We start from the raw sequence: 26,511 nt of genomic DNA, 5'->3' as shown, positions 1-26,511 counted from the left end.
CCGGCGCCGGGTCAGGGCGTGGCGGTGTGGTCGGGGTGGCCGTGGGTGCGGCGGATCTCCTTGAGTTCTGCTTCGTTGAGGTGTTCGCGGCCTGCGACGAGCTCGCCGCGTACCTGCGCCTCGATCGCGGTGAAGGGCCGGTAGTAGGTGGCGTTGAACTCCTCGACCACCTGGAACGTCCAGCGGCCCGGGAGGACGTTCCGGCCGACGATCTCGCGCTCGACGAGATCGGCCAGTTCGAGGTGGCCGGCCGCCCGCAGCTGGTGGACGCTCTCCCCCACCGTGCGGTCGGCGCCTCCGGTGAGCTGGTGGAAGGCGTAGAGATGGCCGCGGGCCCGTTCGACGGTCTCCAGGGCTTCCGAGAGGGTGCCCAGCGCCCGGACCGTGGCGTCGCCGACCCCCTCGGGCCTGCGGTGGGCGGCGTCCGGGCCGGGCCGGTCGGCGTCGTGCGGTGCGGAGTGACTGCTCATGTTCCTCCTGTGCCCCGGAATCCGGCGGCTGTCCGCACGGGTACGGCCACCGGAGTGAACGCCGCCGTTCCCAGGGGCGCCGGGCCGCCCTGCGGCGACCGGCCGCCGGTGCCAGACTTGAGGAACTGCGCCCGGCCGCCGGCCGGTGCCCCCGTCACCCGAGGGGGAATTCATGACCTGGGCTTCCTGGACCACCGTCGGCATCCATGCACGGCCGGGCACCGTCCACACCGTGGAGGGGCGTGACCTCAACGGCGATGTGACCATCCATACGACCTGGTCGGAGAAGCAGGCGGATGTGACGGTGCAGTACACCGGTTCCGCGGACTGGTTCACGATGGTCGGCAGTCCCGTCCCCTGTTTCTCCGAGGAGGACAGCCGCAGCTTCCACCAGGCGGTGGTGGAGGCGGTGCGCGGCGGCGAGGACGCGGAGCGGGAGTTGCAGCGGCTCTTCGAGCGGCAGCGGTAGCGTCCGCACCGTACCGCCCGGTCGGTCCGGCCGGGCGGTACGGCGCGCCCGGGGCCGGTGGCCGCTGCCCGCGCCGCCCGGGCCCCGCCTCGTACCGCCTCCGTTCCCGGCCGTCCTCGGTGTTCCGTCCCCGTGGGGCGCGCGCGGCCTCTACCGTCCCTGGGGAGCGACGACTTCGGGCCCGCCGGGCCGGTCGCGGGACGAGAGAGGGCTGCCATGGCGCCGACGCGTACGGAGCACGACTTCCTTGTGGTGGGAGCCGGTTCGGCCGGGAGTGTGCTGACCCGCAGACTGCTGGACCAGGGGTACTCCGTGCAGGTGCTGGAGGCCGGGCCGCCGGACGACGACGCACTGGTGCACAGTCCGCAGGGGTGGCCCGCGCTGCTCGGGTCGGCGCTGGACTGGGCAGCGGTGTCCGTCCCGCAGCGGCACGCCGGCAACCGGAGGCTGGCCTGGCCGCGCGGGAAGGTGCTCGGCGGCTCCAGCTCCCTCAACGGCATGATCTACATGCGCGGACACCGCAGCGACTACGACGGTTGGGCCGCCGACGGCTGCCCGGGATGGGACTGGGACAGCGTGCTGCCGCTGTTCAAACGGTCCGAGGACCATGTGGACGGCGCGGGTGACTGGCACGGCGCGGGCGGGCCGCTGCCGGTCGGCCGGATCACCGAACCGCACCCGACGGCCGCCGCGTTCGTCGAGGCGGCGGCCGGTCTCGGCCACCCCGTCACGGACGACTTCAACGGCGCGCGGATGACCGGCGTCGGCTACAACCACGTCACGGTCCGCGGCGGGCTGCGGATGAGCGCCTGGCAGAGCTTTGCCGCGCCCGTCCTGGGCAGCCCGGATCTGACGGTGACGACCGGTGCGCGGGTGCACCGGGTGGTGCTGGAGAAGGGCCGGGCCGTCGGCGTGGAGTACGCGGCCGACGGGCGGCTGCACCGGGCGCGCGCCGCGCGGGAGGTGCTGCTCTGCGGCGGGGTGCTCGGGTCGCCGCAGACGCTGCTGCACTCCGGCATCGGCCCGGCGGACGCACTGGGCGCGGTCGGGGTGGAGGCGGTGGTGGACCTGCCGGGCGTGGGGGCCAACCTCCACGACCATCTGCTGGTGAGCAACGTCTACGAGGCCACCGGGCCGCTGCCGGCCGGTACCGCGAACCTGCTGGAGGCGCAGCTGTTCGCCTCGTCCGACCCGACGCTGCCCGGGCCCGACCTCCAGCCGCTCTTCATGCACCTGGTGTATCCGGCGGAGTCCTATCCGGCGCCCGAACACGGTTACACGATCGCGCCGGGGCTCGTCCGGCCCCGCTCGCGCGGCACGCTGCGGTTGGCCTCCGCGGACCCGGAGGCGGTGCCGCTGATCGATCCGAACGTCCTGGACGATCCGTACGACCTGGAGGCGCTGGTCGATGCGGTGGAGCTGAGCCGGGAGATCGGCGGGCAGCGGGCGTTCGACGTCTGGCGCAAGGCGGAGGTGGCGCCGGGGCCGGAGGCCCGTACCCGGGACGACCTGCGGGCCTATGTGCGGCGGGCGGTGGGGACGTACCACCACCAGGTGGGCACCTGCCGGATGGGGCGGGGCGCGGAGGCGGTGGTCGATCCGTCGCTGCGGGTGTACGGCGTGGCGGGGCTGCGGGTGGCGGACGCGTCGGTGATGCCGTCGGTGCCGTCCGGGAACACCAACGCCCCCACGATCATGGTCGGGGAGAAGGCGGCGGAGATGATCCTCGCGGACGCGGGCTGAGGCGGCGGTCCGGCGGCGCGCGGTACGACCCGCCGGGCGCAGGCGGTTCCGGACCCGCCGGGGAGGTGCGGGTCCGGTGCGTCGCGGTGTGCCGGACCGGCCCGTACGGCGCTCCGGTCCGCACGTCCGCCCGGCGCCGTGCGGCCACGGTGCCGGGCGGGCGGGGCTCAGCCTTCGTGGCCCCGGAGGTCCTTGATGCGGCGGATCTTGCCGACCGAGCGCTCCAGGGTCTCCGGGGCGACGATCGTCACCTCGACCGTGACGCCGACGCCGTCCTTGACGCCCTTGGCGATCTGCGCGGCGGCCGCGGTGCATGCCTCGGGGGTGGCGTCCGGCCGGGCCTCGACGAGGACGGCCATGTGGTCCATCCGGCCGCGGCGGCTGAGTCGTATCTGGAAGTGCGGGGCGACGCCGGGGGCGGCGAGGACGATCTCCTCGATCTGGCTGGGGAAGACGTTGACCCCGCGCAGGATGATCATGTCGTCGCAGCGGCCGGTGATCTTCTCAATGCGGCGGAAGGCCGGGCGGGCGGTGCCGGGCAGCAGGCGGGTCAGGTCGTGGGTGCGGTAGCGGATGATCGGCAGCGCCTCCTTGGTCAGGGAGGTGAAGGTCAGCTCGCCGTCGCCGCCGTCGGGCACCGGTTCACCGGTGACGGGGTCGACGATCTCCGGGTAGAAGTGGTCCTCCCAGACGTGCAGACCGTCCTTGGTCTCGACACACTCCTGGGCGATGCCGGGGCCGCAGACCTCGGAGAGGCCGTAGATGTCGACGGCGTGGAGGTCCATCCGCTCCTCGATCTCGCGCCGCATGCCCTCCGTCCACGGCTCGGCGCCGAAGACTCCGACGCGCAGCGAGGTGGTGCGCGGATCGATGCCCTGCCGCTCGAACTCGTCGAGGAGGGTGAGCATGTAGGACGGGGTGACCATGATGATATCGGGGCGGAAGTCCTGGATGATCTGCACCTGACGGGCGGTCATCCCGCCGGATGCCGGGATGACCGTACAGCCGGCCCGCTCGGCGCCGTAGTGGGCGCCGAGACCGCCGGTGAAGAGGCCGTAGCCGTAGGAGATGTGGACCTTGTCGCCGGGGCGGGCGCCCGCGGCGCGCAGGGAGCGGGCGACGACGTCGGACCACATGGAGAGGTCGTTGTCGGTGTAGCCGACGACGGTGGGGCGGCCGGTGGTGCCGCTGGAGGCGTGGACGCGGCGCACCCGGTCCATCGGGACGGCGAACATCCCGAAGGGGTAGGTGTCCCGCAGGTCCGCCTTGGTGGTGAACGGGAAGCGGGTCAGGTCCTCCAGGGTGCGGCAGTCCTCGGGGCGGACCCCGGCGCGGTCGAACTTGGTGCGGTACAGCTCGACGTTGTCGTACGCGTGGCGCAGCGTCGCGCGCAGCCGGCGGAGCTGGACGGCGCGCAGCTCCTCGCGGGTCATCCGCTCGCCGTCGTCCAGCAGGGCGTCCGGCAGGGGCTCCCCGAGACGGGGGCTGTCGGTGGCCCGGGCCGTCGGTTCGCTGCTCATCGCGGCTCCTTCGTCGTCGTTCTGCGGATGCTGCGGCTGCGGCCGCGGAATTCCGCGATCACCTCGTCACCACGGCGGATGGTCACGTCGTAGAGGCCGCTGCGGCCGAAGCGGGTGCGTTCGACCGCGGTCGCGTGCAGGACGTCGCCTTCGTGCGCGGGGGCGATGAAGTCGATGTCGGCGGCGGCCGCGACGGTGACCGGGCCGTGGCTGTTGCAGGCGCAGGCGAACGCGGTGTCGGCGAGCAGGAAGAGACAGCCCCCGTGTGCGGTGCCGTGGCCGTTGACCATCGTCGCGGTCACCGTCATCCGCAGCAGGGCGTGCCCTTCGCCGTGCGTCAGCAATTCGATACCCATGGCGCGGGACGCCTGGTCCGCGGCGAGCATGCGCTCGACCGGGCCGGGGGCGGCGTCAGCGGTCTGCCTCACCTGTCCACAGCTCCTCTCCGCATCTTGTGTACCGACCGAACATTCGGTTAGCGTGCGGCCCAGTCAAATAATCAAGCATCAGCACTGCCTGTCAAGAGGTGGAACGCATGCCCCAGTACGCCCCGGGAAGCCCCGGCTCCCCCGCCCGCCGCCGCCCGCCGCAGGGGCCGGCCGCGGCCGCCGCGCACCGCGTGCCGGGAGCGGTGCGCCTCCCGGGCGGCGCCCGCTGTGCGAAGGAGGCCGGCCGTGGCTGACGAGGTCTATCTCATCGACGGTGCCCGCACCCCGCAGGGCCGCTTCGGCGGCGCGCTGTCCTCCGTGCGGCCGGACGATCTCGCGGCCCTGGTGGTCGGCGAGGCGGTGCGGCGCGCGGGGATACCGGGCGAGGCGGTGGACGAGGTGATCCTCGGCGCCGCCAATCAGGCGGGCGAGGACAACCGCAACGTGGCGCGGATGGCCGTGCTGCTGGCGGGTCTGCCGCACACGGTGCCCGGCCACACCGTCAACCGGCTGTGCGCCTCGGGGCTGACCGCGGTCGCCTCCGCGGCCCAGGCGGTGCGGGCGGGCGAGGCCGAGCTGGTCGTGGCGGGCGGCCTGGAGTCGATGACCCGCGCCCCGTGGGTCATGGAGAAGCCGGGGACGCCGTGGGCGAAGCCCGGCGAGATCCGGGACACCTCCCTGGGCTGGCGGTTCACCAATCCGCGCTTCGCGGCGGCCGATCGTGCGGTGGCGGCGGACGCGGGGCCCGAGGAGATGCGGGTGACGCTGTCGATGGGCGAGACGGCGGAGGAGGTCGCACGGCTCGACGCCATCGACCGCACCGCGTCCGACGCCTTCGCGCTGCGCAGCCACCGGCGGGCGGTCGCCGCCCAGGAGGCGGGCCGCTTCGACCGGGAGATCGTGCCGGTGGAGACGGCGGACGGTGTGGTGACGCGGGACGAGGGACCGCGCCCGTCGACGACGGCGGAGAAGCTCGCGGCGCTGCGTCCGCTCTTCCGCGCCGGGGGCGTGGTGACGGCCGGTTCCGCCTCGCCGCTCTCGGACGGCGCGGCCGCGCTGGTGGTGGCGGGCGCCGCCGCCGTCGAGCGGTACGGGCTGACGCCGCGCGCCCGGATCGTCACCTCGGCGGCGGCCGGGGTGGCGCCGCAGCTGATGGGCCTGGGCCCGGTGCCGGCCACCGAGAAGGCGCTGGCCCGGACGGGGTGGCGGACGGCGCAGCTGGACGCGGTCGAGCTGAACGAGGCGTTCGCCGCGCAGGCGCTGGCGGTGATCCGGCGGCTGGAGCTGGACGAGGCGCGGGTCAACGCGGACGGCGGGGCGCTGGCGCTGGGCCATCCGCTGGGGTGCTCGGGCGCCCGGATCCTGCTGACGCTGCTGGGGCGGCTGGAGCGGGAGGGCGCCCGGCGCGGGCTCGCCACGCTGTGCGTGGGCGTCGGCCAGGGCGTGGCGATGCTCGTGGAGCGGGTGTGAGCGGCGTACGAAAAGGCCCCGGGCAGGCCCGGGTGACACAGGGTGCGGAGCTAAGGAGACGGGCATGACCAGCACAGCTGCCGAGGCATCGGCGCCGGACGTCGTCGGGGTGATCGGCGGCGGCCGGATGGGCGCGGGGATCGCGCAGTCGTTCGCGGCCGCCGGGGCGTCGGTGACGGTCGTGGAGAGCGACGAGCGGGCGGCGGCCGCCGCCGTGGAGCGGGTCGCCACGGGGCTGCGGCGCGCCGCCGAGCGCGGCAAGCTCGCGGAGCCGGTCGAGGAGGTGCTCGGCCGGGTGGCCACCGTGGCGTCGGTCGGGGCGCTGCCGCCGGAGGCCGCGCTGGTCGTCGAGGCGGTGCCGGAGGACGCGCGGCTCAAGGCGGAGGTGCTGGCCGCCGCGGAGCGGGCGGTCGGCGCGGGGGCGGTGCTGGCCACCAACACCTCCTCCCTGCCGGTCACCGAGCTGGCGGCGGCGCTCGACCGCCCCGGCCGCTTCCTGGGCATGCACTTCTTCAATCCCGTTCCGGCCTCCGCGCTGGTGGAGATCGTCGTCGGCCCGGCCACCGAGGAGGCGACGGTCGAGCGGGCGCTGGGCTGGACGCGGGCACTGGGCAAGAAGGACGTCGTGGTCAAGGACTCCCCCGGGTTCGCCAGCAGCCGCCTGGGGGTGGCGCTGGGCCTGGAGGCGATCCGGATGGTGGAGGAGGGCGTGGCCGCCCCGGAAGCCATCGACGATGCGATGACGCTCGGCTACCGCCACCCGATGGGGCCGCTGCGTCTGACGGACCTGGTCGGGCTGGATGTCCGGCTGGCCATCGCCGAGCATCTGCACGCCACCCTCGGCGAGCGCTTCGCCCCGCCGGAGCTGCTGCGCGCCAAGGTGGCGCGGGGCGAGCTGGGGCGGAAGGCGGGCCAGGGGTTCTACAGCTGGGAGTGACGGGCGGCCCGCGGGCGCCGGGGCCGTCCGGCCCGTACGGCTGCGGGCGGCTCCGGGGAGGCCGGGCGTCCGGCTCGTCCGGCGCCGGCGCCCACGGCGGGCCCGGCGTCCGCCGCCTCCCCCGCCAAGGGCTTGCCCGCGCCGGGGAAACTCGTCAGAATATGAACCGAACGAATGGTCGGTAGGGAAGTTGGTATCGATGACCACGACAGACTCCGCCCCGTCGGCCACCGGCGGCGCCGAGCAGGAGCTGCAGGAGCGGTTCGACACCTCGATCGCCAAGGACCGGCGCATCGAGCCCCGCGACTGGATGCCCGACGGTTACCGCAAGACCCTGGTCCGGCAGATCGCGCAGCACGCGCACTCCGAGATCATCGGGATGCAGCCCGAGGGTGCATGGATCACCCGGGCGCCCTCGCTGCGCCGCAAGGCGATCCTCTTCGCCAAGGTCCAGGACGAGGCGGGGCACGGCCTGTATCTGTACTCCGCGGCCGAGACGCTGGGCGCCGAGCGCACCGAGCTGACCGAGCGGCTGATCTCGGGCCGCCAGAAGTACTCCTCGATCTTCAACTACCCCACGCCGACCTTCGCCGACGTCGGCGTCATCGGCTGGTTCGTGGACGGCGCCGCGATCTGCAACCAGGTGCCGCTGTGCCGCAGTTCGTACGGCCCCTACGCCCGTGCGATGGTGCGGATCTGCAAGGAGGAGTCGTTCCACCAGCGGCAGGGCTACGAGCTGCTGATGACGATGATGCGCGGCACCGAGGAGCAGCGGCAGATGGTCCAGGACGCGGTGGACCGCTGGTGGTGGCCGTCGCTGATGATGTTCGGCCCGCCCGACGGCGACTCCCCCAACTCCGCGGCCTCGATGGCCTGGAAGATCAAGCGGCACACCAACGACGAGCTGCGCAGCCGGTTCGTCGACATGACCGTCCCGCAGGCGGAGCGGCTCGGCGTGACCCTGCCCGACCCCGAGCTGCGCTGGAACCCCGAGCGCGGACGCCATGACTTCGGCACCCCCGACTGGTCCGAACTCCAGCGCGTCATCAAGGGTGACGGGCCCTGCAACGCCGAGCGGATGACACGCCGCCGGACGGCACACGAGGACGGCGCCTGGGTGCGCGAGGCGGCCACCGCCCACGCGGCCAAGCAGGCGGCCCGCGGCCCGCGCGGGTCCCACACCGAGGAAGGAACGGCGGCATGAGCGACACCGACGACCCGAAGGCCGGCTGGCCGCTGTACGAGGTGTTCATCCGCGGCAAGCGCGGTCTCAACCACGTCCACGTCGGCTCGCTGCACGCCGCCGACGACCGGATGGCCCTCACCCACGCCCGCGATCTGTACACCCGGCGCAACGAGGGGGTCAGCATCTGGGTGGTCCCCTCCTCCCACATCACGGCCTCCACCCGCGACGAGAAGGACCCGTTCTTCGCGCCCAGCGCCGACAAGATCTACCGCCATCCCACCTTCTACGACATACCCGATGACGTCCCGCACATCTGAGGCCGGAGAGGAGCTGGACATGGCCGACACCGACGACGACCACATCTACCTGTCCCTGGCCGAGGAGCACGGCGACGGCGACGCCCGCTGGGCGTTCGGCACCGGCTTCGAGGACCCGCTGCACGGCGTGGAGACGGCCGTGCCCGCCGGGGTGGACGCGGCGCACCTCGCCGCCGACTGCGCGGCCCTCGCCGACGACGCGCTGGTCGGCGCGCAGCGGCTGGCCGAATGGTGCACCCGCGCCCCGGAGCTGGAGGAGGAGGTGGCGCTCGCCAACATCGGTCTCGACCTGCTGGGTCAGGCCCGGCTGCTCTACACCCGCGCAGGGCAGGCCGACGGCTCCGGCCGGGCCGAGGACTCCTTCGCCTACTTCCGCGACGCCGACGCCTTCCGCAGCCTCCGGCTGGCCGAACTCCCCAACGGCGACTTCGCGTTCTCCGTCGTACGGCTGCTGTGGCTGTCGAGCTGGCGGCTCGCGCTCTTCACCCGGCTCGCGCACGGCACGCCGGACCCGGTGGTGGCCGCCGTCGCCGACAAGGGCGTCAAGGAGCTGACGTACCACCGTCAGTACGCCGCGGACTGGGCGGTGCGGCTGGGCGACGGCACCGAGGAGTCGCACCGCCGGATGGGCGCGGCGCTCGCCGCGATCGCCCCGTACACCGGTGAGCTGTTCACCGGCGCCCCCGTGTGCGGGGTCGCCCCGGCGGACCTCCGGGACGAGGTGACCGGCGTGCTGCGGCAGGTCTGTGACGCGGCGGGGCTGGAGCTGCCGGACGCGGAGCCGCTGCCCGGCAGCGGCCGCGACGGAGACCATACCGACCATCTGGCGCCGCTGCTGGAGGAGTTGCAGAGCGTGGCGCGGGCCCATCCGGAGGGAGTGTGGTGACCATGGCGACCGTCACCGGTCTCGACACCGCGCTGGCCCGGCGGGTCGCGGCGGAGGTGCCGGACCCGGAGCTGCCGATGCTGACCCTCGCCGATCTCGGGGTGCTGCGGGGCGTGGAGGTCGCCGCGGACGGCGCGGTCACGGCCACGCTCACGCCGACGTACTCGGGGTGCCCGGCGATGGCGGAGATGCGCGCCGCGGTCGCGGCACGGCTGCGGGCCGCCGGGTTCCCCGAGGTCACGATCCGTACGGCCCTGGAGCCGGCGTGGACCACCGACTGGATCACCGCCGAGGGCCGCCGCAAGCTCGCCGAGCACGGCATCGCCCCGCCGGGGCCCGCGCCCCGGCGCACCTCGGGGCCGGTTCCGCTGGAGCTGTCCGGGGTGCGGCGCGCGGTGCGGTGCCCGCACTGCGGATCGGCTCAGACCCGGGAGACCTCCCGTTTCGGCGCGACCTCCTGCAAGTCCCTGTGGCGGTGCGGGAGCTGCCGCGAGCCTTTCGAGTACGTCAAGGAGATCTGATGGCCCCGACCTCGTCCGAGCTGACCGAGGCGACGCCGCCGGAGGCGCCGGCGGCCGAGCGGCCCGGCGCCCTCCCGCGGCGGCGGCGCCCCGTCTTCCACCGGCTGCGTGTCGCGGAGGTCGAGCCGCTGTGCGACGACGCCGCGGCGATCGGCTTCGAGGTGCCCGAGGAGCTGGCGGCGGAGTTCGCGTTCCGTCCCGGTCAGTCGCTGACGCTGCGCCGGGAGGTCGAGGGGCGCGACGAGCGGCGCTCGTACTCGATCTGCGCGCCGGTGGGCTCCCGTCCGCGGATCGGGGTGCGGGTGGTGCCCGGCGGGCTGTTCTCCTCGTGGCTGGTGCACGAGGTCCGGCCCGGGGACACCGTCGAGGTGATGGCGCCGACGGGCGCGTTCACCCCGGATCTGGCGCACCCCGGCCACCATGTGCTGATCGCGGCGGGCTCCGGTATCACTCCGATGGTCTCGATCGCGGAGTCGGTGCTCGCCGCCGACGACCGCTCGCAGGTCACCCTCTTCTACGGCAACCGCCGGACGGATTCGGTGATGTTCGCCGATGAGCTGGCCGATCTGAAGGATCTGCATCCGGCGCGGTTCCAGCTGGGCCATGTGCTCTCCCGGGAGCCCCGCGAGGCGGAGCTGCTGTCGGGCCGGCTGGACGCGGAGCGGCTGGCCGCGCTGATCGGCGGGCTGGTGGACGTCCCGTCGGCCGACCACTGGTGGCTGTGCGGTCCGCACGGCATGGTCCGCGACGCCCAGCGGGTGCTGGCGGATCTCGGGGTCCCCGGGGAGCGGGTCCACCAGGAGCTGTTCTTCGCCGACGACGAGCCGATCCGTGCGGTCCGCCACGAGGACGCGCCCGCCGAGGGCCCGGTCAGCCGGGTCACGCTGGTCCTGGACGGCCGCTCCACCACCGCCCCGCTCCCCCGCGACACCACGATCCTGGACGGCGCCGCGCGGGTCCGCCCGGACACCCCGTTCGCCTGCAAGGGCGGGGTCTGCGGCACCTGCCGGGCGCTGGTCACCGACGGCACGGCGGACATGCGGCGCAATTACGCGCTGGAGGAGGCCGAGGTGTCCGCCGGGTACGTCCTGACCTGCCAGAGCTTCCCGGTGTCCGAGGAGCTGACGGTCGACTTCGACAGCTGAGGCGCGCACTGCGACGGGCCGGGGACGGCGGGCCACCCGCCGTCCCCGGCCCCTCCCTGTGCCCCTTCGGGGCGCCACGTCCGGTGGGCACATGCCGGAAGCGGCGGATCCGGCCACCCTGGAAGGGAGAGAGTGCGTCGCTCCGCCGGGAGGACGCCGTCCGGAAGGGAGTGCCGTGATGCAGAGCCGTACACGAGGCGGCCCCAGGCGCCGGGGAGCGGTGCGGTCGCGGCCGGGTGGCCCCGCCGCCGGATGCGGAGCGGCGCCGTGACGGGGGCGACCGCCGCGGCGGGCACCGTGACGGTCGGGCTGGACGGGAGCGCCGAGTCGCTGGCGGCCGTGGTGTGGGCGGCGGACGAGGCCGAGGTACGCGGCGCACGGCTGCGACTGGTGCACGCCTGGACGATGCTCGCGCCGGAGCAGCCGGAGCCGGGCGCGGAAGCGGCCGCGGAGGCTCCGGGGCCGGAACCCCGGCAGCCGGCCGGGGCGTCGCTGCGCCGGATCCGCCCGGGCCGGAAGTCCCGGGCGGCGGAGCAGAACAAGTGGTCCCACCGGATCGTCGACCAGGCACGCGCCGCGGTGCAGACCCGCCACCCGGATCTTCCGGTGGACGAGGAGCTGGTGCCGGGCGACCCGCTGGAGACGCTGTCCGGGGCGGCGGACCGTTCGGACCTGCTGGTGCTCGGCTCCCGGAATCTGGGCCCGGTGGCCCGGTATGTGCTGGGCGATGTGGCGTTGAAGCTGGTGACGCGGGTGAATGTGCCGACGGTGCTGGTCCGGGCCCGGCAGGGCGCCGCCGGGGACGGGCGGAAGGGCGACGTGGTGGTCGGGGTGAGCCTGCACGAGCCCTGCGCGGCGATGTTGGACTTCGCCTTCGCGACCGCCGCCCGGCGCGGTGTCACCCTGCGCGCGGTGCACGGGCGGCATCTGCCCGCGCACGCCTACAACCGGGGCGGCGGGGTGGAGCCGTACGTGGTGGAGCAGACCGCGCAGGACGCCCGGAAGGAACTGGCCGAGGCGCTGCGGCCCTGGCGGTCGCGGTATCCCGCGGTGCAGGTGGCGGAGCGGGTGGATCTGGAGAGCCCGGCGCAGGCGCTGCTGGACGAGGCCGGGCGGGCCGGGCTGCTGGTCGTCGGCCGCCGCCACCGCCGGCCCCGAATCCCGTCGCGGATCGGCCACCTCTGCCAGGCGGCGCTGCACCACGCGCCGTGCCCGGTGGCGGTCGTCCCGCACGAGTGATGTCACCCGGCCGGGCGCGCACCCCACCGTCGTCCGGCGGATGATCCGAGAAGCGGAGGTGCGTCATGACGCGAACCACCGAATGGACGGTGCGGATCGTGGTCTTCGAGGAGGACGGGACGACGAAGGCGCGGGCGGTGCTCGACACCGGCTCGGCCACGCTCACGGGCCGGGGCGCGGCCCACTGCAACCCCGAGGACGTGGACATCCCCGAGATCGGCGACGAGCTGGCGTCCGGGCGGGCCCTGAAGGACCTCGCCGGACGGCTGCTGCGGGAGGCCGACCGGGATCTGGCCGGAGTCGGGGCACCACCTCCCCCGGCCCGCCGCCCGACGGTGTACGGGTGGGCGGATGCGTCGGCCTGAGCGGTAGGGGCGGAGAGCTTCCCGGAGGGACGGCATCCCTGCCGGTCACCGCCGTATCGGGGCCGGCCCGTGCCCCCGCGCCCGCGCCGTACACGGCTCCCGCACGGCGCGGACTCCGCGCTCGTACACGGTTCGGACACCTCCGGCGGTGCGGCGCGGAAGGGCGGCGGGGCCGTTCGGGGGATCCGGGCGGGGCGGTGGTGTGCGACCGTCGGCCGTGGGGGGCCGGGCGACGTGGGCGAGGTGGACCATGCGGGGCGCGGGGCGCTTCGGGCGGGTGCGGCGGGGACCGCTGCGGCGCGGGACGGATGTCGCGGAGTTCTGGTTGGCGCCGGTGACCGCGGTGCTGATCGCGGTGGGTGCCCCGGCCGCGGGCGTCGCGGCGGCGTACGCGGTGCAGGCCCGGGCCCCGCTCGCCCGGGGTACGCAGAGCGTCCGGGCGGTGCTGATCGAGGATCCCCCGGCACGTATCGGGGTGGATGCGGCGGCCGTCGCGGGGGTGCGGGTCTCCACGGCGGTGCGGTGGACCGCGCCCGACGGTTCGGTCCACCGCGGCCGGGTCGCGGTTCCGGCCTCGGCGCGGGCGGGGGCGCACACCACGGCCCGGCTGGACGGTTCGGGCCGATTGCTGCACGGCCCGGCGGACCCGGCGCGGGCGGCGGCGGAGAGCATCGCCGTGGGGGTGATGACCGCCGCGTCCGGCGCGCTGCTGCTCCTCGGGGCGGCGCGCGGTGTCCGGCTGCTGCTGGACCGGCGGCGCGATGCGCAGTGGGAGCGCGGGTGGGAGCGGGTCGGCCCGGAGTGGGGCGGGGCACCGGAGTGAGCTGCTGCGGGCGGGCCACCCGTTCGGCGGGGCCTACGGGCGGAGGGCGGGCGGGCCGTGGGGTCCGCCCGCCCTCCGTACCGGTCGGGTCATCCGGTGCCGGGCCGGTTCAGGACGCCTTCTTGGACGAGGAGAGGTGGGCGAAGACCACGACGTTGGCCGTGTAGTCCTTGGCGGCCTTGTCGTAGGCGCCGCCGCAGGTGATCACCCGGAGCTGCGGGTTGGCGGTGTCGTTGTAGACCCGGTCGCTGGGGAACTGGGCCTTGTTGAAGGTTTCGACGCCGTCGACGGTGAAGGTCGCGACGGTCTTGTCGGCGCGGGTGATGTCGATGGTGTTGCCCTTTTTGAGGGAGTCGAGTTCGAGGAAGACGGCCGGACCGGTCTTGGTGTCGACATGGCCGGCGACGATGGCGGCGCCGTTCTCGCCGGGGGTGGCGCCGTCCTTGTACCAGCCGGCGAGGTTGCTGTTGTTCGGCGGTGGGGCGTTGAGCTGGCCGGTGGAGCCGAGGGAGAGCGGGGTGAACGGCGCGTCGACGCCGATCTGGGGGATGCGGATGCGGGTCGGGGCGGAGCGGGGCAGCTCCGCGGAGGTCTTCGGCGCGGTCGTCGGCGCGGCGATGTCCGGCGCCACGGGTGCCTGAGCCGCGGGCGGGACGGGCGGTTTGGAGTCGGCCGAGGTGTCGAGGGAGTTGAAGACGAGCAGGGCCCCCACGCCCACGGCCGCCGCCGGCCACATCAGGGCCCGGGCGAACGGGCGGGGAGCGGCGCCGGTCTGACGCGGGGTCGACGGAGGCTGATGCCGGGGAGGAGTCGCGGGAGCCATCGGACGTGCCTTTCTTCCACACGAGGTGAGCTGTTCCGGCCCGCGTACGGGCGGCGCACCGGGGGGCCGGGGCGTCCGTCGCGCGTACGGGTGGCCATCGGGGCGCAACGCAAGCGCCGCGACCACCGCCGGTGAGGACGGTGGCCGCGACAGCTCAGCGATCTACGCCGGGCGGGAGGGGTCAGGCGGCCGCACCGGAGTTGCGGCGCCGCAGGACGTACGCGCCGGCGCCGAGGCCACCGAGGAGCAGGACCGAACCGGCGGCGAGGCCGCTGCCGGAGAGGGCCGTGCCGCCACCACCGGTGTGCATACCACCGCGCGGGCCGCCCTCGCGGTCGCCGTGGTCGCCGCGACCGCCGCGGTCCCCACGGTCACCGTGGTCCCCACGGCCGCCGCGGTCACCGCGGTCCCCACGGCCGCCGCGGTCGCCGCGGTCGCCGCGGTCGCCGCGGTCCCCACGGTCACCGCGGTCACCGCGGTCGCCCCGGTCACCCTTGTCGCCCTTGTCGTGGTCGCGGCCGGAGTCGTTGCCCTGGCCCCACTCGTTGGCGACGACGCTGGCAAGGGCGCCACCGCCGGTGTGCATACCGCCGCGCGGGCCGCCCTCGCGGTCGCCGCGGTCGCCGCGACCGCCGCGGTCGCCGTGGTGGTGGCGGCCGCCGCGGTCGCCGTGGCCCCGGTCGCCGCGGTCACCGCGGTCGCCCCGGTCCCCACGGTCCCCACGGTCGCCGCGGTCGCCCCGGTCCCCACGGTCGCCGCGGTCACCGCGGTCACCGCGGTCGCCCTTGTCGCCCTTGTCGTGGTCGCGGCCGGAGCCCTCGTCGTCGCCCATCACCTTGGCGAGGAAGCCACCACCGGTGTGCATACCACCGTGCGGGCGGTCGCCACGGCCGCCGTGGTCGCCGCGACCGCCGCGGTCCCCACGGTCACCGTGGTCCCCACGGCCGCCGCGGTCCCCACGGTCGCCGCGGTCCCCACGGTCACCGCGGTCGCCGCGGTCCCCACGGTCGCCGCGGTCGTTGCCCTCGTCGCCCGTCACCTTGGCGAGGAAGCCACCGCCGGTGTGCATACCGCCGCGCGGGCCGTCTTCACGGTCACCGCGGTCGCCGCGGTCGCCGCGGTCGCCGCGGTCGCCGCGGTCGCCGCGGTCGCCGCGGTCGCCGCGGTCGCCGCGGTCGCCGCGGTCGCCGCGGTCGCCGTGGTGGTGGCGGCCACCGCGGTCGCCGTGGCCCCGGTCGCCGCGGTCACCGCGGTCGCCCCGGTCCCCACGGTCGCCGCGGTCACCGCGGTCACCGCGGTCCCCACGGTCGCCCTTGTCGTGGTCGTTGTCGCGGCTTTCGCTGCTGGAGTGGGAGGAGCCGCCGTCGTCGCCCGTGACGGTGAGGGCGTACGCGGCGGGAGTCGTGATGGCGAGGACCGCGCTGATGGCGGCCGAGGCGAACAGGGTGCGGGAAGTGCGCATGAAAACGTGTGTCCTTTCACGTACGGCACCGCGAAGGCAGACAGGTCGTCGGCGCATCGGATTCGCGGTGGCGACGTGATCACCGTCATCCGAAATCCGGGGGCGCACCACCGGAGAGGGCCGCATTCGAGCGACACCGTGGGCTCATCGAGTGGTCCGGGGCCCGTTCCTCACCCGTTGGACGGCATCGGACGTCGCCGCACGTCACCGCAGTGGAGCAACCCCCGCTCACCCGGGGGGAATCGGGCCCCGTTCCGGGCCCGGTGCGGGCCTCCGGCGCCGTCCCGCCGCGCACCGGCCCCTCGGAATCACCAACCTGATGCTACGTCATATTCTTTTTCGCAAAGATGCGTTGGACGCCTCCCTGCGGCGGTCCGCACGTGACGGCGCCCGCCGCGGCCGGGTGGACCGTGGCGGGCGCCGTGGGGTGCGGGCGCGGGCGGGCGCCGTCAGGTGCGGTGGAGGAGCTGTCCCAGGGCGTCGCGGAGCACCGCCTCCGGATCGTCCACCGGGCCGGGGGCGCGCCAGGCCACGAAGCCGTCCGGGCGTACGAGGACGGCGCCGGCGGGAGTCGTGCCGTGGGCCTCGGCCCAGTCGGCGCCGTCCTCGGGGGCGAAGTCGTCCCCGGGGTCGTCGCCGACGGCGTAGCAGTCCAGCGGGAGCGACCACTCGGCGGCGACCGCGGCGGCGGCGATCCGCCAGGCGGTGCCCGCGGAGCCGGTGAGCAGCACGAAGGAGCGCTCGTAGAGGTCGAGGGTGGAGCGGCGGGTGGCGCCGGAGCGCAGCCACAGGTGCGGGGCGCGGGTGCCGGGGGCGCCGGTGAGCTGCATCCGGTCGGGGACGACGGGCAGGTCAGGGGCGGCGCCCACCACGGCGCCGCGGGGGTAGGCGTAGCCCAGGGCGACGGTCAGGACGCCCTTCTGGCGGGCGCCGGTGGCCGCGGGCGCCGGATCGTAGCCGGGGTGGGCGTGTTCGGCGGAGCGGGCCGAGGCGCGGGCGCTGGTCGCCTGTGCGACGGGGCGGCGCTCCGCCTCGTAGCTCTCCAGCAGGCCGGGTCCGGCCGAGCCGTCGAGGACGGCGGCGAGTTTCCAGGCGAGGTTGTGGGCGTCCTGGATGCCGGTGTTGGAGCCGAACGCGCCGGTGGGTGACATCTCGTGGGCGGAGTCCCCGGCGAGGAAGACCCGGCCGGAGCCGTACCGTTCGGCGACCCGTTCGGCGGCGTGCCAGGGGGCCTTGCCGGTGATCTCGATGTCCAGGTCGAGTGCGCCGGTGGCGCGGCGGATGTGGTCGGCGCAGCGTTCGTCGGTGAAGTCCTCCAGGGTCTCGCCACGGTCGGGGTGCCAGGGGGCGTGGAAGACCCAGTGGGTGTGGTTGTCGACGGGCAGCAGGGCGCCGTCGGCGTCCGGGTCGGTGAGATAGCAGGCGATGAAGTGGCGGTCGCCGACGACCTCGGCCAGGCCCGGGGCGCGGAAGGTGATGCTGACGTTGTGGAAGAGGGCGCCCGGCCCGGCCATCTCGATGCCGAGGCGGTCACGGGCGGGGCTGCGGGGGCCGTCGGCGGCGATGACGTAGTCGGCACGGACGGTCAGGTGCTCACCGGTCTCGCTGCTCTTGACCAGCGCCGTCACCCCGTCGGGGTCCTGGTCGAAGGAGAGCAGCTCGTGGGAGAAGCGCAGATCGCCGCCGAGTTCGCGGGCGGCGCGCACCAGGACCGGCTCCAGGTCGTTCTGGCTGCACAGGCACCAGCCGGCGGGGCTGAAGCGGGCCAGTCCGCCACCCGGGTCCATCTCCCGGAACAGCCACTGCTGCTCCTCACCCGTCAGGGAGGGTGCCTGAAGGATGCCGTGGTTGTCGGCGAGGACGGAGGCCGCCTCGCGGATGCGGCCCTCGACCCCCGCGGTGCGGTACAGCTCCATGGTGCGGACGTTGTTGCCGCGTCCGCGTGGATGGCGCGAGGTGTCCGAGTGCCGCTCCACCAGGAGGTGTTCGACGCCCAGACGTCCCAGGAACAGCGACGCCGACAGACCCACCAGGGATCCGCCGACGACCAGGACCGGAACCCTGACGGTTGCCGTTGATTTCATTGCGTGCTCCAGCTCCTACGGCGACGCGTACGGAGCTGGATTTCCCCTGATGACAGGCGATTCGATCATGCTTCACCCGCATGGGTCACAGATCTCGCGGACCTCGCGCACCCCCTCCACGATCGACAAGACGGCCACCCCAGGCGCGGTGCCGTCGGCGACCGCTGGGCACGACGCCCCGGTGCACCTGGGCCTGAGGGCCCGTCACACGATCTGCCGCAAGGAGTTGCACAGCGATGACCATGCTGTCGGAACGAATATCTCAGTCCGCCTTCGACGGCTCGCGCCTGCGGGTCGTTCTCCTCCTGGACCTTCACGACGGTGCCCAGCAGCGATTCCTGGAAGCGTACGAACACCTCTGCAATCAGGTCGCCTCCGTCCCCGGCCACCTCTCCGACCAGCTGTGCCAGTCCATCGAGAACCCCTCGCAGTGGCTGATCACCAGTGAATGGGAGAGCGCCCCGCCGTTCCTCGCCTGGGTCAACAGCGAGGAACACGTCGAGATGGTGCAGCCGCTGCACGGCTGTGTCCGTGACACCCGTTCGCTGCGGTTCAGCGTGATGCGGGAGACGGCACACGGCGCGGACTCCACCCCCGAGCCCGTCAAGGGCAATTTCCCGGCCTCCCCCCGCGTCGGCGACGGCATCGTCCGTCACGCCCTGACCTTCACCGTCAAGCCGGGCAGCGAACCGAAGGTCGCGGAGATCCTGGCGGGCTACACCTCGCCCGAGGCGCGGGTCGACGACACCACCCGGCTGCTGCGCACCACCCTCTTCCTGCACGGCAACCGCGTGGTGCGGGCCGTCGAGGTACAGGGCGACCTGGTCGCCGCACTGCGGTACATCGCCCAGCAGCCGGAGATCCGGCGGGTCGAGGAGGCGATCAACCCGTATCTGGAGCAGGACCGGGATCTGTCGGACCCGAACTCGGCGCGGATGTTCTTCACCCGCGCCGCGCTGCCCGCCGTGCACCATGTGGCGGCCGGCGCCGCGACGCCCGCCGACGTCTCCCGCCATGCGCTGTTCTACCCGGCCCGGGAGGGCTGCGGGATGGCGCTGGCGCGGCTGCTGGCGCAGCAGGACGAGGCGGCGGCCGGCGACCCGGCGAGCCCCGTCGCCGCCTCCACCGTCTTCCAGCGGGACGACGTCGTCGTCCGCCTCGTCGACCTGACCGCTCCCCCGGAGCGCGATCCGGCGGCGGTGCTCGGGGTGCGCGGCCCCCGTAAGACCGATGTGCTGCGGCGGCTGCTGGACACCGGGGAGGCCGGTGACCTGTCCGACGACCGCGAGCTGGCCCGGTTCCTCGCCCGCTGCGACATGCGGCTCATCACCGACCGCCGGTCCCCGCGGTCCTGACCGCACCGGCCCGCCGCCCGCCGCCGCGCGGCGGGGCGGCCCCCACACCATCCCGCACCCATCTGGAGGAAGACAGCCATGAGCACCCACCGCCCACGCATCGTGGACCTCGGCGAGACGCAGCCCAACCGCCGGCGCGGAGGTGACCTGCGGGCGATGCTGACGCCCAGCGCGGTCGGCGCCACCAGCGGCTTCATGGGCATGGCCCTCGTCGAGCCGGGCGAGCGCATCGGCGAGCACTACCACCCCTACTCCGAGGAGTTCGTCTACGTCGTGGACGGCGCCCTGGAGGTCGATCTGGACGACGAGACGTTCTCGCTGGTGCCGGACCAGGCGCTGCTGATCCCCCTCGGGATGCGGCACCGCTTCCGCAACGTCGGGGACGTCCAGGCGCGGATGGTGTTCCATCTGGGCCCGCTGGCGCCGCGTCCGGAGCTGGGCCACGTGGACACCGAGGTCACGGAGGTCACGGAGGTGACCGGCGCGGCCGCGCAGGCGGGCCCACCCGAACGAACGGAGGCGATTTCATGAGCCGCCGTGTCGCGGTCACCGGCATGGGGATCGTGGCGCCGGGCGGTGTGGGGGTCCCGGCCTTCTGGGACCTGCTGTCCGCCGGGCGCACGGCGACCCGGGCGATCTCGCTCTTCGACGCGACGGGGTTCCGTTCCCGGATCGCCGCCGAGTGCGACTTCGACCCGGTGGCGCTCGGCCTGAGCGGCGAGCAGATCGCCCGCTCGGACCGGTACATCCAGTTCGCGCTGGTCGCGGCCGCCGAGGCGCTGCGCGACGCCGGTCTGGACATGGCGGCGCAGGACCCGTGGCGGGTCGGGGTGTCGCTGGGCACCGCGGTCGGCGGCACCACCCGGCTGGAGAACGACTACGTGGCGGTCAGCGCCGCGGGCTCCCGCTGGGACGTCGACCACCGGCCGTCCGGGCGGTACCTGGAGCGGGCGTTCGCGCCCAGTTCGCTGGCGTCCGCGGTGGCCGAGGAGGTGGGCGCCCACGGGCCGGTGCAGACCGTGTCGACGGGGTGCACCTCCGGTCTGGACGCGATCGGGTACGCGTTCCACACGATCGAGGAGGGCCGGGCCGATGTGTGCGTCGCGGGCGCGTCGGACTCCCCCATCTCCCCGATCACGGTGGCGTGCTTCGACGCGATCAAGGCGACCTCGGCCAACAACGACGACCCCGAGCACGCCTCCCGGCCGTTCGACGCGCACCGCGACGGCTTCGTGATGGGTGAGGGCGGCGCCGTCCTCGTCCTGGAGGAGCTGGAGCATGCGCGGGCCCGCGGCGCCACCGTGCACTGCGTCATCGGCGGCTACGCGACCTTCGGGAACGCGTACCACATGACGGGGCTGACCCAGGAGGGCCTGGAGATGGCCGAGGCGATCAACCACGCCCTCGACCACGCCCGGCTCGACGCCTCGGCGGTCGACTACGTCAACGCGCACGGGTCGGGCACCAAGCAGAACGACCGGCACGAGACCGCCGCGGTCAAACGGTCCCTGGGGGCGCACGCCCGCAAGGTGCCGATGAGCTCCATCAAGTCGATGGTGGGCCATTCGCTGGGCGCGATCGGCGCGATCGAGATCGTCGCGTCGGTGCTGGCGCTGACCCATCAGGTGGTGCCGCCCACCGCCAACTACGAGACGCCGGACCCGGAGTGCGACCTGGACTACGTCCCGCGGACCGCCCGGGAGGCCCGGCTGCGGTCCGTGCTGTCGGTCGGCAGCGGATTCGGCGGCTTCCAGTCCGCCGTGGTCCTGACCGACCCGGGAGGGAGAGCGTCATGAGCGCAGGTGAGCGACGCCGCTGCGCCGTCACTGGAATCGGTGTGGTGGCCCCCAACGGCACCGGCACCGAACCGTTCTGGAAGGCGACCCGGGAGGGCATCAGCGTCCTGGACCGCGTCACCCGCGAAGGGTGCGGGCAGCTGCCGCTGAAGGTGGCCGGCGAGGTCCGGGACTTCGACCCCGGCGGGCTGGTGGAGGAGCGGTTCCTGATCCAGACGGACCGCTTCACGCACTTCGCGATGGCGGCGGCGGACCTCGCCCTGGAGGACGCCGGTCTGGTGCCCGACGACGACCGCTCGCCGTTCGCGGTGGGTGTGGTGACCGCCGCGGGCTCCGGCGGCGGCGAGTTCGGCCAGCGGGAGCTCCAGCAGCTGTGGGGCAAGAGCCCGCGCCATGTGGGCCCGTACCAGTCGATCGCGTGGTTCTACGCGGCGAGCACCGGTCAGGTCTCCATCCGCGGCGGCTTCAAGGGGCCGTGCGGGGTGGTGGCGAGCGACGAGGCCGGCGGTCTGGACGCGCTGGCGCACGCCGCCCGCACCCTCGCGCGCGGCACCGACGCCGTGGTCGTGGGCGCCGCGGAGGCGCCGCTCGCGCCGTACTCGATCGTCTGCCAGCTCGGGTACGAAGATCTCAGCCTGGTGCCCGACCCGGACCGCGCCTACCGGCCGTTCACCTCCCGGGCCTGCGGGTTCGTGCCTGCCGAGGGCGGCGCGATGCTCGTCGTCGAGGAGGAGCGGACGGCGCGGGAGCGCGGCGCCGCGGTGCGTGCCGTGGTGGCCGGGCACGGGGCGACGTTCACCGGCGCGTCCCGGTGGGCCGAGTCCCGGGCCGGTCTGGCGCGGGCCATCGAGGTCGCGCTGGCGGAGGCCGATTGTGCGCCGGAGGAGATCGATGTGGTCTTCGCCGACGCACTGGGCGTTCCGGCGGCCGACCGCGCCGAGGCGCTGGCACTCGCCGACGCGCTCGGCCGACACGCGGCGCGGACGCCGGTGACCGCGCCGAAGACCGGGACGGGGCGGGCGTACTGCGGCGCTCCGGTCCTGGACACGGCGGCGGCGGTGCTGTCCCTGGAGCACCAGGTGGTGCCGCCGACGCCGAACGTCGTGGACGTCTGCCACGACCTGGACGTGGTGACCGGCCGGGCGCGCCCCGCCGAACTGCGCACCGCGCTCGTCCTGAGCCGGGGGCTGATGGGTTCCAACGCGGCGCTGGTGCTGCGGCGGGCCGACGGCTCCCCCTCATGAGAAGGAGAACTGCCATGACCGACCGACTGACCTTCGACGAACTCGCCGCGCTGATGAAGTCGGCCGCGGGGGTGACCGCCGATCCGAAGGAGCTGGCGGCCCACCCCGACGTCCTCTTCGCCGAGCTGGGTCTCGACTCGCTCGGCCTGCTCGGCATCGTGGGTGAGCTGGAGAACCGCTACGAGCGCCCTCTGCCGGAGGACGCCGAGCGCTGCCGCTCGCCCCGTGACTTCCTCGACCTCGTCAACACCGCATCCCCGACAGGAGCCTGACATGCCCGGCCACACCGAGAACGCCATCACCATCGCCGCCCCGCTCGACCTGGTCTGGGAGATGACCAACGACCTGGAGAACTGGCCGCAGCTCTTCAGCGAGTACGCGTCGGTCGAGATCCTCTCCCGGGAGGGCAACAGCACGACCTTCCGGCTGACGATGCATCCGGACGACAACGGCAAGGTCTGGAGCTGGGTGTCGGAGCGGACCGCCGACCGCGAGGCGCTGAGTGTGCGGGCGCGCCGCGTCGAGACCGGTCCGTTCGAGTTCATGGACATCCACTGGACGTACGCGCCGAACAAGACCGGCACGACCATGCACTGGACGCAGGACTTCGCGATGAAGCCGCAGGCGCCCGTCGACGACCAGGGCATGACCGACCACATCAACCGCAACTCCCGCGTCCAGCTGGAGCTGATCCGGGACAAGATCGAGCAGCGCGCCCGGGAGCTGCGCGGCGCCGTCCCCGCCAACTGACGGACCGCCGTCCCCCGTTCGCCACGCCGCCTTCGGGGCGGCGGGAAAGGTGTCTGACCGATGCACCACGCACTGATCGTCGCCCGGATGTCCCCGGAGTCGGCGCCGAAGATCGCGGATGTGTTCGCCGCGTCCGACCGGACGGAGCTGCCGCATCTGGTCGGCGTCACCCGGCGGACGCTGTTCCAGTTCGGCGACGTGTATCTGCACCTCATCGAGTCGGAGCAGCCGCCCGGACCGGAGATCGCCAAGGTGACCTCGCACCCGGAGTTCCGTGCCATCAGCGACCGGCTGTCGTCGTTCGTCAGCCCGTACGACCCCGAGACCTGGCGCGGGCCGAAGGATGCGATGGCCCATCAGTTCTACCGGTGGGAGCGGGAGGGCCGGGGCTGACCGGCCGTCACGACAACGGGCCGCCCGCCGGGGTAGTTCCCCGGCGGGCGGCCCGTTGTCGTGGCGGCGGCGCGGCCGCGTCAGTGCGGGACGGTGCATTCGAAGGCGTGCAGATACGGGTTGACCTCCAGGATGTCGTGGAGGACCAGCCCGGCCTCGGTCACCCGGTGGACCAGGCTGTCCTTGGTGTGCTTGGCGCCGCCGACGTTGAGGAGGAGCAGCAGGTCCATGGCGGTGGTGAACTTCATCGACGGGCTGTCGTCGACGAGGTTCTCGATGACGACGACGCGGGCGCCGGGGGCGGCGGCGTCCATGACGTTCCGCAGGGTGCGGCGGGTGGACTCGTCATCCCACTCCAGGATGTTCTTGATGAGGTAGGCGTCGGCGCGGACCGGGATGGCGGTGCGGCAGTCGCCGGGGACGACGGTGGCGCGGTCGGCGAGCGGTCCGCCGTCGCGCAGCCGCGGGTCGGCGCCGGCGACGACCGCGGGCAGGTCGACGAGGGTGCCTTCCAGGTGCGGGTGCTTCTCCAGGAGGGCGGCGAGGACATGGCCCTGGCCGCCGCCGATGTCGGCGACGGTGGTGGCGTCGGAGAGGTCGAGGAGGGCTGCGACGTCCTGGGCCGACTGCCGGCTGGAGGTGGTCATGGCCCGGTCGAAGATCTGCGCGGAGTCGCGGGCGTCCTGGTGGAGGTAGGTGAAGAAGTCCTTGCCGTAGAGGGTGTCGAAGACGTCGCGGCCGGAGCGGACCGCCTGGTCGAGCAGGGGCCATGCCTGCCAGGTCCACGGTTCGGTGCACCACAGGGAGATGTGGCGGAGGCTGTGCGCGGTGTCGTCGCGCAGCAGGCGGGACATGTCGGTGTGGGCGAAGGTGTTCTCGTCCGTCTCGGTGAAGATGCCGTAGCAGGTCAGGGCGCGCAGCAGGCGGGCGAGGGGCCGGGGTTCGGTGCGGACGGCGGCGGCGAGTTCCTCGGCGGTGGCCGGGGTGTCGCCCAGTGCGTCGGCGACGCCGAGCCGGGCGGCGGCGCGGACGGCGGCGGCGGGCGCGGCACCGAAGATGATCTCCCGGAGCCGCATCGCCGCCGGCGGTGCGGGCGGCTGCTCCGCCGGGGGCTGGGGTCGGGCGCTGACGGTGGTCATGGAGTCTCGTCTCTCCTGGTGAGGTGGGGCGCGCGGGTCAGCACAGCCCCGCGGGCTGCGAGGTGCGGCACGTGTTGCGGGTGAAGTGGTTGCTGGTGGCGGTGTCACGGTTGGCGAGGTCGGGCTTGTTGCCGGACAGGATGTTGCCGCTGACCTCGTTCCGTTCGTTGCGGACGCCGACGAAGCTGTGGAAGAGGACGACGCCGCCGGCCAGCGGGGACTCGCCGACGTTGTCGCGTACGAGATTGCCGGTGACCTGGGTGCCCTCGGCGCCGGTGAGCACGATGCCGACGCCCTGGAGGGCGGGCAGGCGCTTGGTGGCGGCGCACTTTTTGGTGTTCTCGGAGACGTTGTTGTCGCGGACGGTCAGATCGCCGCCGCGGGGGCGGGACTCGTCGCCGACGACGAAGACGCCGCTGCAGTTGCCGGTGATGTCGTTGAGGGCGATGTCGAGGTGGCGGACGCGGCGGGCGGTGACGCCGATGCGGTTGCCGGTGACGGTGTTGCCGCGGATGTCGGTGCCGAGGGTGTCGAGGGCGCCGCCCTCCTCGTCCACGGTGTTGGCGAGGAAGATCCCGGCGTCGCCGTTGCCGGTGGCGGTGTTGCCGCGGACCGAGGACCGGACGGACTCCTGCTGGGCGATGCCCCACTGGCCCATGTCGCGGGCGGTGACGCCGCGGACGCTGAGCCGGTCGGTGCCCGAGGCCCAGATGCCGCTCTTGCGGAAGCCCTCGACGGTCAGGGAGCGCAGGGCGACGTCGGCGACGCGGTGGCCGGGGCTGCCCAGGACACAGATGCCGTTGCCGTCCTTGCCGCAGTCGTTCGCGGCGCGGGTGGCGGCGGGCCGCAGCACGGTGCGCTCGCCCGCACCGCGCAGCGTCAGGCCCGGCTTGTCGATGCGGACGCTCTCGCGGTACGTGCCGGGGGCGAGGCGGATGGTGTCGCCGGGCTTCGCGGCGTCCACGGCCTTCTGGATCGATTCGCCCGGGTGGACGGTGTGCCAGGAGTCGGCCTGGCCGGGCGGGGCGGCGGCCACTCCGGTGATCAGCGTCGTGACCAGGCAGCCGGTTGCTGTCAGTTGTCGTTTCACCATGAGGCGACGCTATGGGCGGGCGCCGGGCCCCGCCACACGTGGTAACCCGAGGGGCACGCTACGTGCGCGACCGGGTGGTGGCGTTCCCCCGGTGGTGGGCCCGGCGGGGCCCGCGCATCATGGAACGGGCCGACCCTGCGGGGCCCGGCGCCGTGCCCGGTCCCGCCCTTCCTTCAGGAGCCGCGTATGAGCGCCGGAACGGACCTGCTCATCGATGCCTTCGGCCGGATCCGGGAGTCCGTCGAGGAGGTGGTCACCGGGCTGAGCCCCAAGGAGCTGGCCGCGTCCCCCGGCGGCGGCAATCCGGTGGGCTGGCTGGTGTGGCACCTCACCCGGGTGCAGGACGACCACATCGCCGATGCGGCCGGCACCGAACAGGTGTGGACGGCGCAGGGCTGGGCGCACCGCTTCGGGCTGACGCTGCCCGCACACGACACCGGCTACGGCCACTCCCGGCGGGAGGTGGCGGCGGTCCACGACCTGACGGCGCTCCAACTGCTGGGCTACCACGACGCGGTGTACGCGGTGACTCTCCGCTTCGTCGAGGATCTCCAGGTCAAGGACCTGACGCAGGTGATCGACCGGTCCTGGGACCCGCCGGTCACGCTCGCCACCCGGCTGATCAGCGTGATCTGTGACGACCTCCAGCACGTGGGGCAGGCGGCGTACGCGCGGGGGCTGCTGGGCGGCTGAGACGGCACCGGGCCGGGGGGGGGGGGGGGGGGGGGGGGGGGGGGGGGGGGGGGGGGGGGGGTTGGGGGGGGGGGGGGGGGGGGGGGGGGGCCCCCCCCCCCCCCCCCGCGCCCGCACCGGCCGCACCCGCCTTCGCCCCGCCCGCAGGCCCGCCCCCGGC

General features: G+C 74.1%; 28 protein-coding genes. 20 read left to right on the top strand and 8 right to left on the bottom strand.

Features of this window, described 5'->3' with window-relative positions:
* Window positions 1-11: 11 nt before the first annotated feature.
* Entirely contained in the window at window positions 12-470 is a 459-nt protein-coding gene (locus tag ACZ4U4_RS30410; protein ID WP_467881034.1) for a hypothetical protein, read from the bottom strand.
* Window positions 471-642: 172 nt separating this feature from the next.
* Between ACZ4U4_RS30410 and ACZ4U4_RS30405 the strand changes: the two genes are divergently transcribed.
* Both ACZ4U4_RS30405 and ACZ4U4_RS30400 read left to right on the top strand, forming a co-directional pair.
* Window positions 643-939 (top strand): hypothetical protein, encoded by a 297-nt coding sequence (locus ACZ4U4_RS30405; RefSeq protein WP_467881031.1) that lies wholly within the window; start codon window positions 643-645, stop codon window positions 937-939.
* Window positions 940-1,155: 216 nt separating this feature from the next.
* Window positions 1,156-2,682 carry a GMC family oxidoreductase gene (locus ACZ4U4_RS30400; RefSeq protein ID WP_467881028.1) on the top strand — a complete coding sequence of 509 codons (1,527 nt, stop codon included), beginning with the start codon at window positions 1,156-1,158 and terminating at the stop codon, window positions 2,680-2,682.
* 167 nt (window positions 2,683-2,849) lie between these two features.
* Here the strand turns inward: ACZ4U4_RS30400 and paaK are convergent, their stop codons facing one another.
* Both paaK and paaI read right to left on the bottom strand, forming a co-directional pair.
* Complete coding sequence (paaK, locus tag ACZ4U4_RS30395) at window positions 2,850-4,202, bottom strand: phenylacetate--CoA ligase PaaK (RefSeq protein WP_467881025.1); 1,353 nt, start codon at window positions 4,200-4,202, stop codon at window positions 2,850-2,852.
* Window positions 4,199-4,588 (bottom strand): hydroxyphenylacetyl-CoA thioesterase PaaI, encoded by a 390-nt coding sequence (paaI, locus tag ACZ4U4_RS30390; protein WP_467881073.1) that lies wholly within the window; start codon window positions 4,586-4,588, stop codon window positions 4,199-4,201. The genes paaK and paaI overlap by 4 nt, the downstream gene beginning before the upstream one ends.
* A 288-nt stretch (window positions 4,589-4,876) precedes the next feature.
* Here paaI and ACZ4U4_RS30385 point away from each other — a divergent pair, with 288 nt between their 5' ends.
* From ACZ4U4_RS30385 to ACZ4U4_RS30340, 10 genes are all read left to right on the top strand, one after another.
* Window positions 4,877-6,100, top strand: a complete 1,224-nt coding sequence (locus tag ACZ4U4_RS30385) for a thiolase family protein (RefSeq protein ID WP_467881022.1) — start codon at window positions 4,877-4,879, stop codon at window positions 6,098-6,100.
* A gap of 64 nt (window positions 6,101-6,164) precedes the next feature.
* The gene (locus ACZ4U4_RS30380) at window positions 6,165-7,037 is read left to right on the top strand and encodes a 3-hydroxyacyl-CoA dehydrogenase family protein (RefSeq protein WP_467881019.1); all 873 of its coding nucleotides are present in this window, start codon (window positions 6,165-6,167) and stop codon (window positions 7,035-7,037) included.
* Between the two features lie 199 nt (window positions 7,038-7,236).
* The gene (gene paaA, locus ACZ4U4_RS30375) at window positions 7,237-8,241 is read left to right on the top strand and encodes a 1,2-phenylacetyl-CoA epoxidase subunit PaaA (RefSeq protein ID WP_467881016.1); all 1,005 of its coding nucleotides are present in this window, start codon (window positions 7,237-7,239) and stop codon (window positions 8,239-8,241) included.
* Complete coding sequence (gene paaB, locus ACZ4U4_RS30370) at window positions 8,238-8,540, top strand: 1,2-phenylacetyl-CoA epoxidase subunit PaaB (RefSeq protein WP_467881013.1); 303 nt, start codon at window positions 8,238-8,240, stop codon at window positions 8,538-8,540. Before paaA ends, paaB begins: the two co-directional genes overlap by 4 nt.
* A gap of 19 nt (window positions 8,541-8,559) precedes the next feature.
* Window positions 8,560-9,426: a 1,2-phenylacetyl-CoA epoxidase subunit PaaC gene (paaC, locus tag ACZ4U4_RS30365; RefSeq protein WP_467881010.1), complete on the top strand. Its 867-nt coding sequence runs from the start codon at window positions 8,560-8,562 to the stop codon at window positions 9,424-9,426.
* Window positions 9,427-9,428: 2 nt separating this feature from the next.
* Window positions 9,429-9,947, top strand: coding sequence for a 1,2-phenylacetyl-CoA epoxidase subunit PaaD (gene paaD, locus ACZ4U4_RS30360; protein ID WP_467881007.1), 519 nt, complete (start codon window positions 9,429-9,431; stop codon window positions 9,945-9,947).
* Entirely contained in the window at window positions 9,947-11,092 is a 1,146-nt protein-coding gene (paaE, locus tag ACZ4U4_RS30355) for a 1,2-phenylacetyl-CoA epoxidase subunit PaaE (RefSeq protein ID WP_467881004.1), read from the top strand. The genes paaD and paaE overlap by 1 nt, the downstream gene beginning before the upstream one ends.
* Window positions 11,093-11,359: 267 nt before the next feature.
* Window positions 11,360-12,331, top strand: coding sequence for a universal stress protein (locus tag ACZ4U4_RS30350; protein WP_467881001.1), 972 nt, complete (start codon window positions 11,360-11,362; stop codon window positions 12,329-12,331).
* 65 nt (window positions 12,332-12,396) lie between these two features.
* Window positions 12,397-12,696, top strand: coding sequence for a DUF1876 domain-containing protein (locus tag ACZ4U4_RS30345; RefSeq protein ID WP_467880998.1), 300 nt, complete (start codon window positions 12,397-12,399; stop codon window positions 12,694-12,696).
* A 250-nt stretch (window positions 12,697-12,946) separates the two neighbouring features.
* Window positions 12,947-13,519: an Rv1733c family protein gene (locus tag ACZ4U4_RS30340; RefSeq protein WP_467880995.1), complete on the top strand. Its 573-nt coding sequence runs from the start codon at window positions 12,947-12,949 to the stop codon at window positions 13,517-13,519.
* Window positions 13,520-13,628: 109 nt separating this feature from the next.
* On the opposite strand, the gene ACZ4U4_RS30335 is transcribed toward ACZ4U4_RS30340, so the two are convergent.
* The 3 genes from ACZ4U4_RS30335 to ACZ4U4_RS30325 all read right to left on the bottom strand — a co-directional run bounded on the left by ACZ4U4_RS30335 (window position 13,629) and on the right by ACZ4U4_RS30325 (window position 17,888).
* On the bottom strand, window positions 13,629-14,342 hold the full coding sequence (locus ACZ4U4_RS30335) for a class F sortase (protein ID WP_467880993.1): 714 nt from the start codon (window positions 14,340-14,342) through the stop codon (window positions 13,629-13,631).
* Window positions 14,343-14,523: 181 nt separating this feature from the next.
* Window positions 14,524-15,804 carry a hypothetical protein gene (locus ACZ4U4_RS30330; protein ID WP_467880990.1) on the bottom strand — a complete coding sequence of 427 codons (1,281 nt, stop codon included), beginning with the start codon at window positions 15,802-15,804 and terminating at the stop codon, window positions 14,524-14,526.
* A gap of 449 nt (window positions 15,805-16,253) precedes the next feature.
* Window positions 16,254-17,888, bottom strand: a complete 1,635-nt coding sequence (locus ACZ4U4_RS30325) for an FAD-dependent oxidoreductase (protein ID WP_467880987.1) — start codon at window positions 17,886-17,888, stop codon at window positions 16,254-16,256.
* 236 nt (window positions 17,889-18,124) lie between these two features.
* Here ACZ4U4_RS30325 and ACZ4U4_RS30320 point away from each other — a divergent pair, with 236 nt between their 5' ends.
* From ACZ4U4_RS30320 to ACZ4U4_RS30290, 7 genes are all read left to right on the top strand, one after another.
* Window positions 18,125-19,243 carry a SchA/CurD-like domain-containing protein gene (locus ACZ4U4_RS30320; protein ID WP_467880985.1) on the top strand — a complete coding sequence of 373 codons (1,119 nt, stop codon included), beginning with the start codon at window positions 18,125-18,127 and terminating at the stop codon, window positions 19,241-19,243.
* Window positions 19,244-19,321: 78 nt separating this feature from the next.
* Complete coding sequence (locus tag ACZ4U4_RS30315; protein WP_467880982.1) at window positions 19,322-19,774, top strand: cupin domain-containing protein; 453 nt, start codon at window positions 19,322-19,324, stop codon at window positions 19,772-19,774.
* Window positions 19,771-21,039 (top strand): beta-ketoacyl-[acyl-carrier-protein] synthase family protein, encoded by a 1,269-nt coding sequence (locus ACZ4U4_RS30310; RefSeq protein ID WP_467880979.1) that lies wholly within the window; start codon window positions 19,771-19,773, stop codon window positions 21,037-21,039. Before ACZ4U4_RS30315 ends, ACZ4U4_RS30310 begins: the two co-directional genes overlap by 4 nt.
* A complete protein-coding gene (locus ACZ4U4_RS30305) occupies window positions 21,036-22,283 on the top strand; it encodes a beta-ketoacyl synthase N-terminal-like domain-containing protein (protein WP_467880977.1) in 1,248 nt (415 codons plus the stop codon). The genes ACZ4U4_RS30310 and ACZ4U4_RS30305 overlap by 4 nt, the downstream gene beginning before the upstream one ends.
* A 14-nt stretch (window positions 22,284-22,297) precedes the next feature.
* Complete coding sequence (locus ACZ4U4_RS30300; protein ID WP_467880975.1) at window positions 22,298-22,555, top strand: phosphopantetheine-binding protein; 258 nt, start codon at window positions 22,298-22,300, stop codon at window positions 22,553-22,555.
* A 1-nt stretch (window position 22,556) separates the two neighbouring features.
* Window positions 22,557-23,033 carry an SRPBCC family protein gene (locus ACZ4U4_RS30295; protein ID WP_467880972.1) on the top strand — a complete coding sequence of 159 codons (477 nt, stop codon included), beginning with the start codon at window positions 22,557-22,559 and terminating at the stop codon, window positions 23,031-23,033.
* 60 nt (window positions 23,034-23,093) lie between these two features.
* Window positions 23,094-23,426, top strand: coding sequence for a TcmI family type II polyketide cyclase (locus tag ACZ4U4_RS30290; RefSeq protein WP_467880970.1), 333 nt, complete (start codon window positions 23,094-23,096; stop codon window positions 23,424-23,426).
* Window positions 23,427-23,506: 80 nt separating this feature from the next.
* Here ACZ4U4_RS30290 and ACZ4U4_RS30285 read toward each other — a convergent pair whose 3' ends face one another.
* Window positions 23,507-24,565, bottom strand: a complete 1,059-nt coding sequence (locus tag ACZ4U4_RS30285) for a methyltransferase (protein ID WP_467880968.1) — start codon at window positions 24,563-24,565, stop codon at window positions 23,507-23,509.
* A gap of 37 nt (window positions 24,566-24,602) precedes the next feature.
* Window positions 24,603-25,658, bottom strand: coding sequence for a right-handed parallel beta-helix repeat-containing protein (locus ACZ4U4_RS30280; protein WP_467880965.1), 1,056 nt, complete (start codon window positions 25,656-25,658; stop codon window positions 24,603-24,605).
* A gap of 186 nt (window positions 25,659-25,844) precedes the next feature.
* Here ACZ4U4_RS30280 and ACZ4U4_RS30275 point away from each other — a divergent pair, with 186 nt between their 5' ends.
* Entirely contained in the window at window positions 25,845-26,351 is a 507-nt protein-coding gene (locus ACZ4U4_RS30275; RefSeq protein ID WP_467880962.1) for a mycothiol transferase, read from the top strand.
* Window positions 26,352-26,511: the final 160 nt, after the last annotated feature.

This window comes from Streptomyces sp. NPDC029159 (assembly GCF_055564055.1).
Note: the sequence above shows the minus strand (reverse complement) of the source record. Positions and strands in the feature narration are given on the sequence as shown.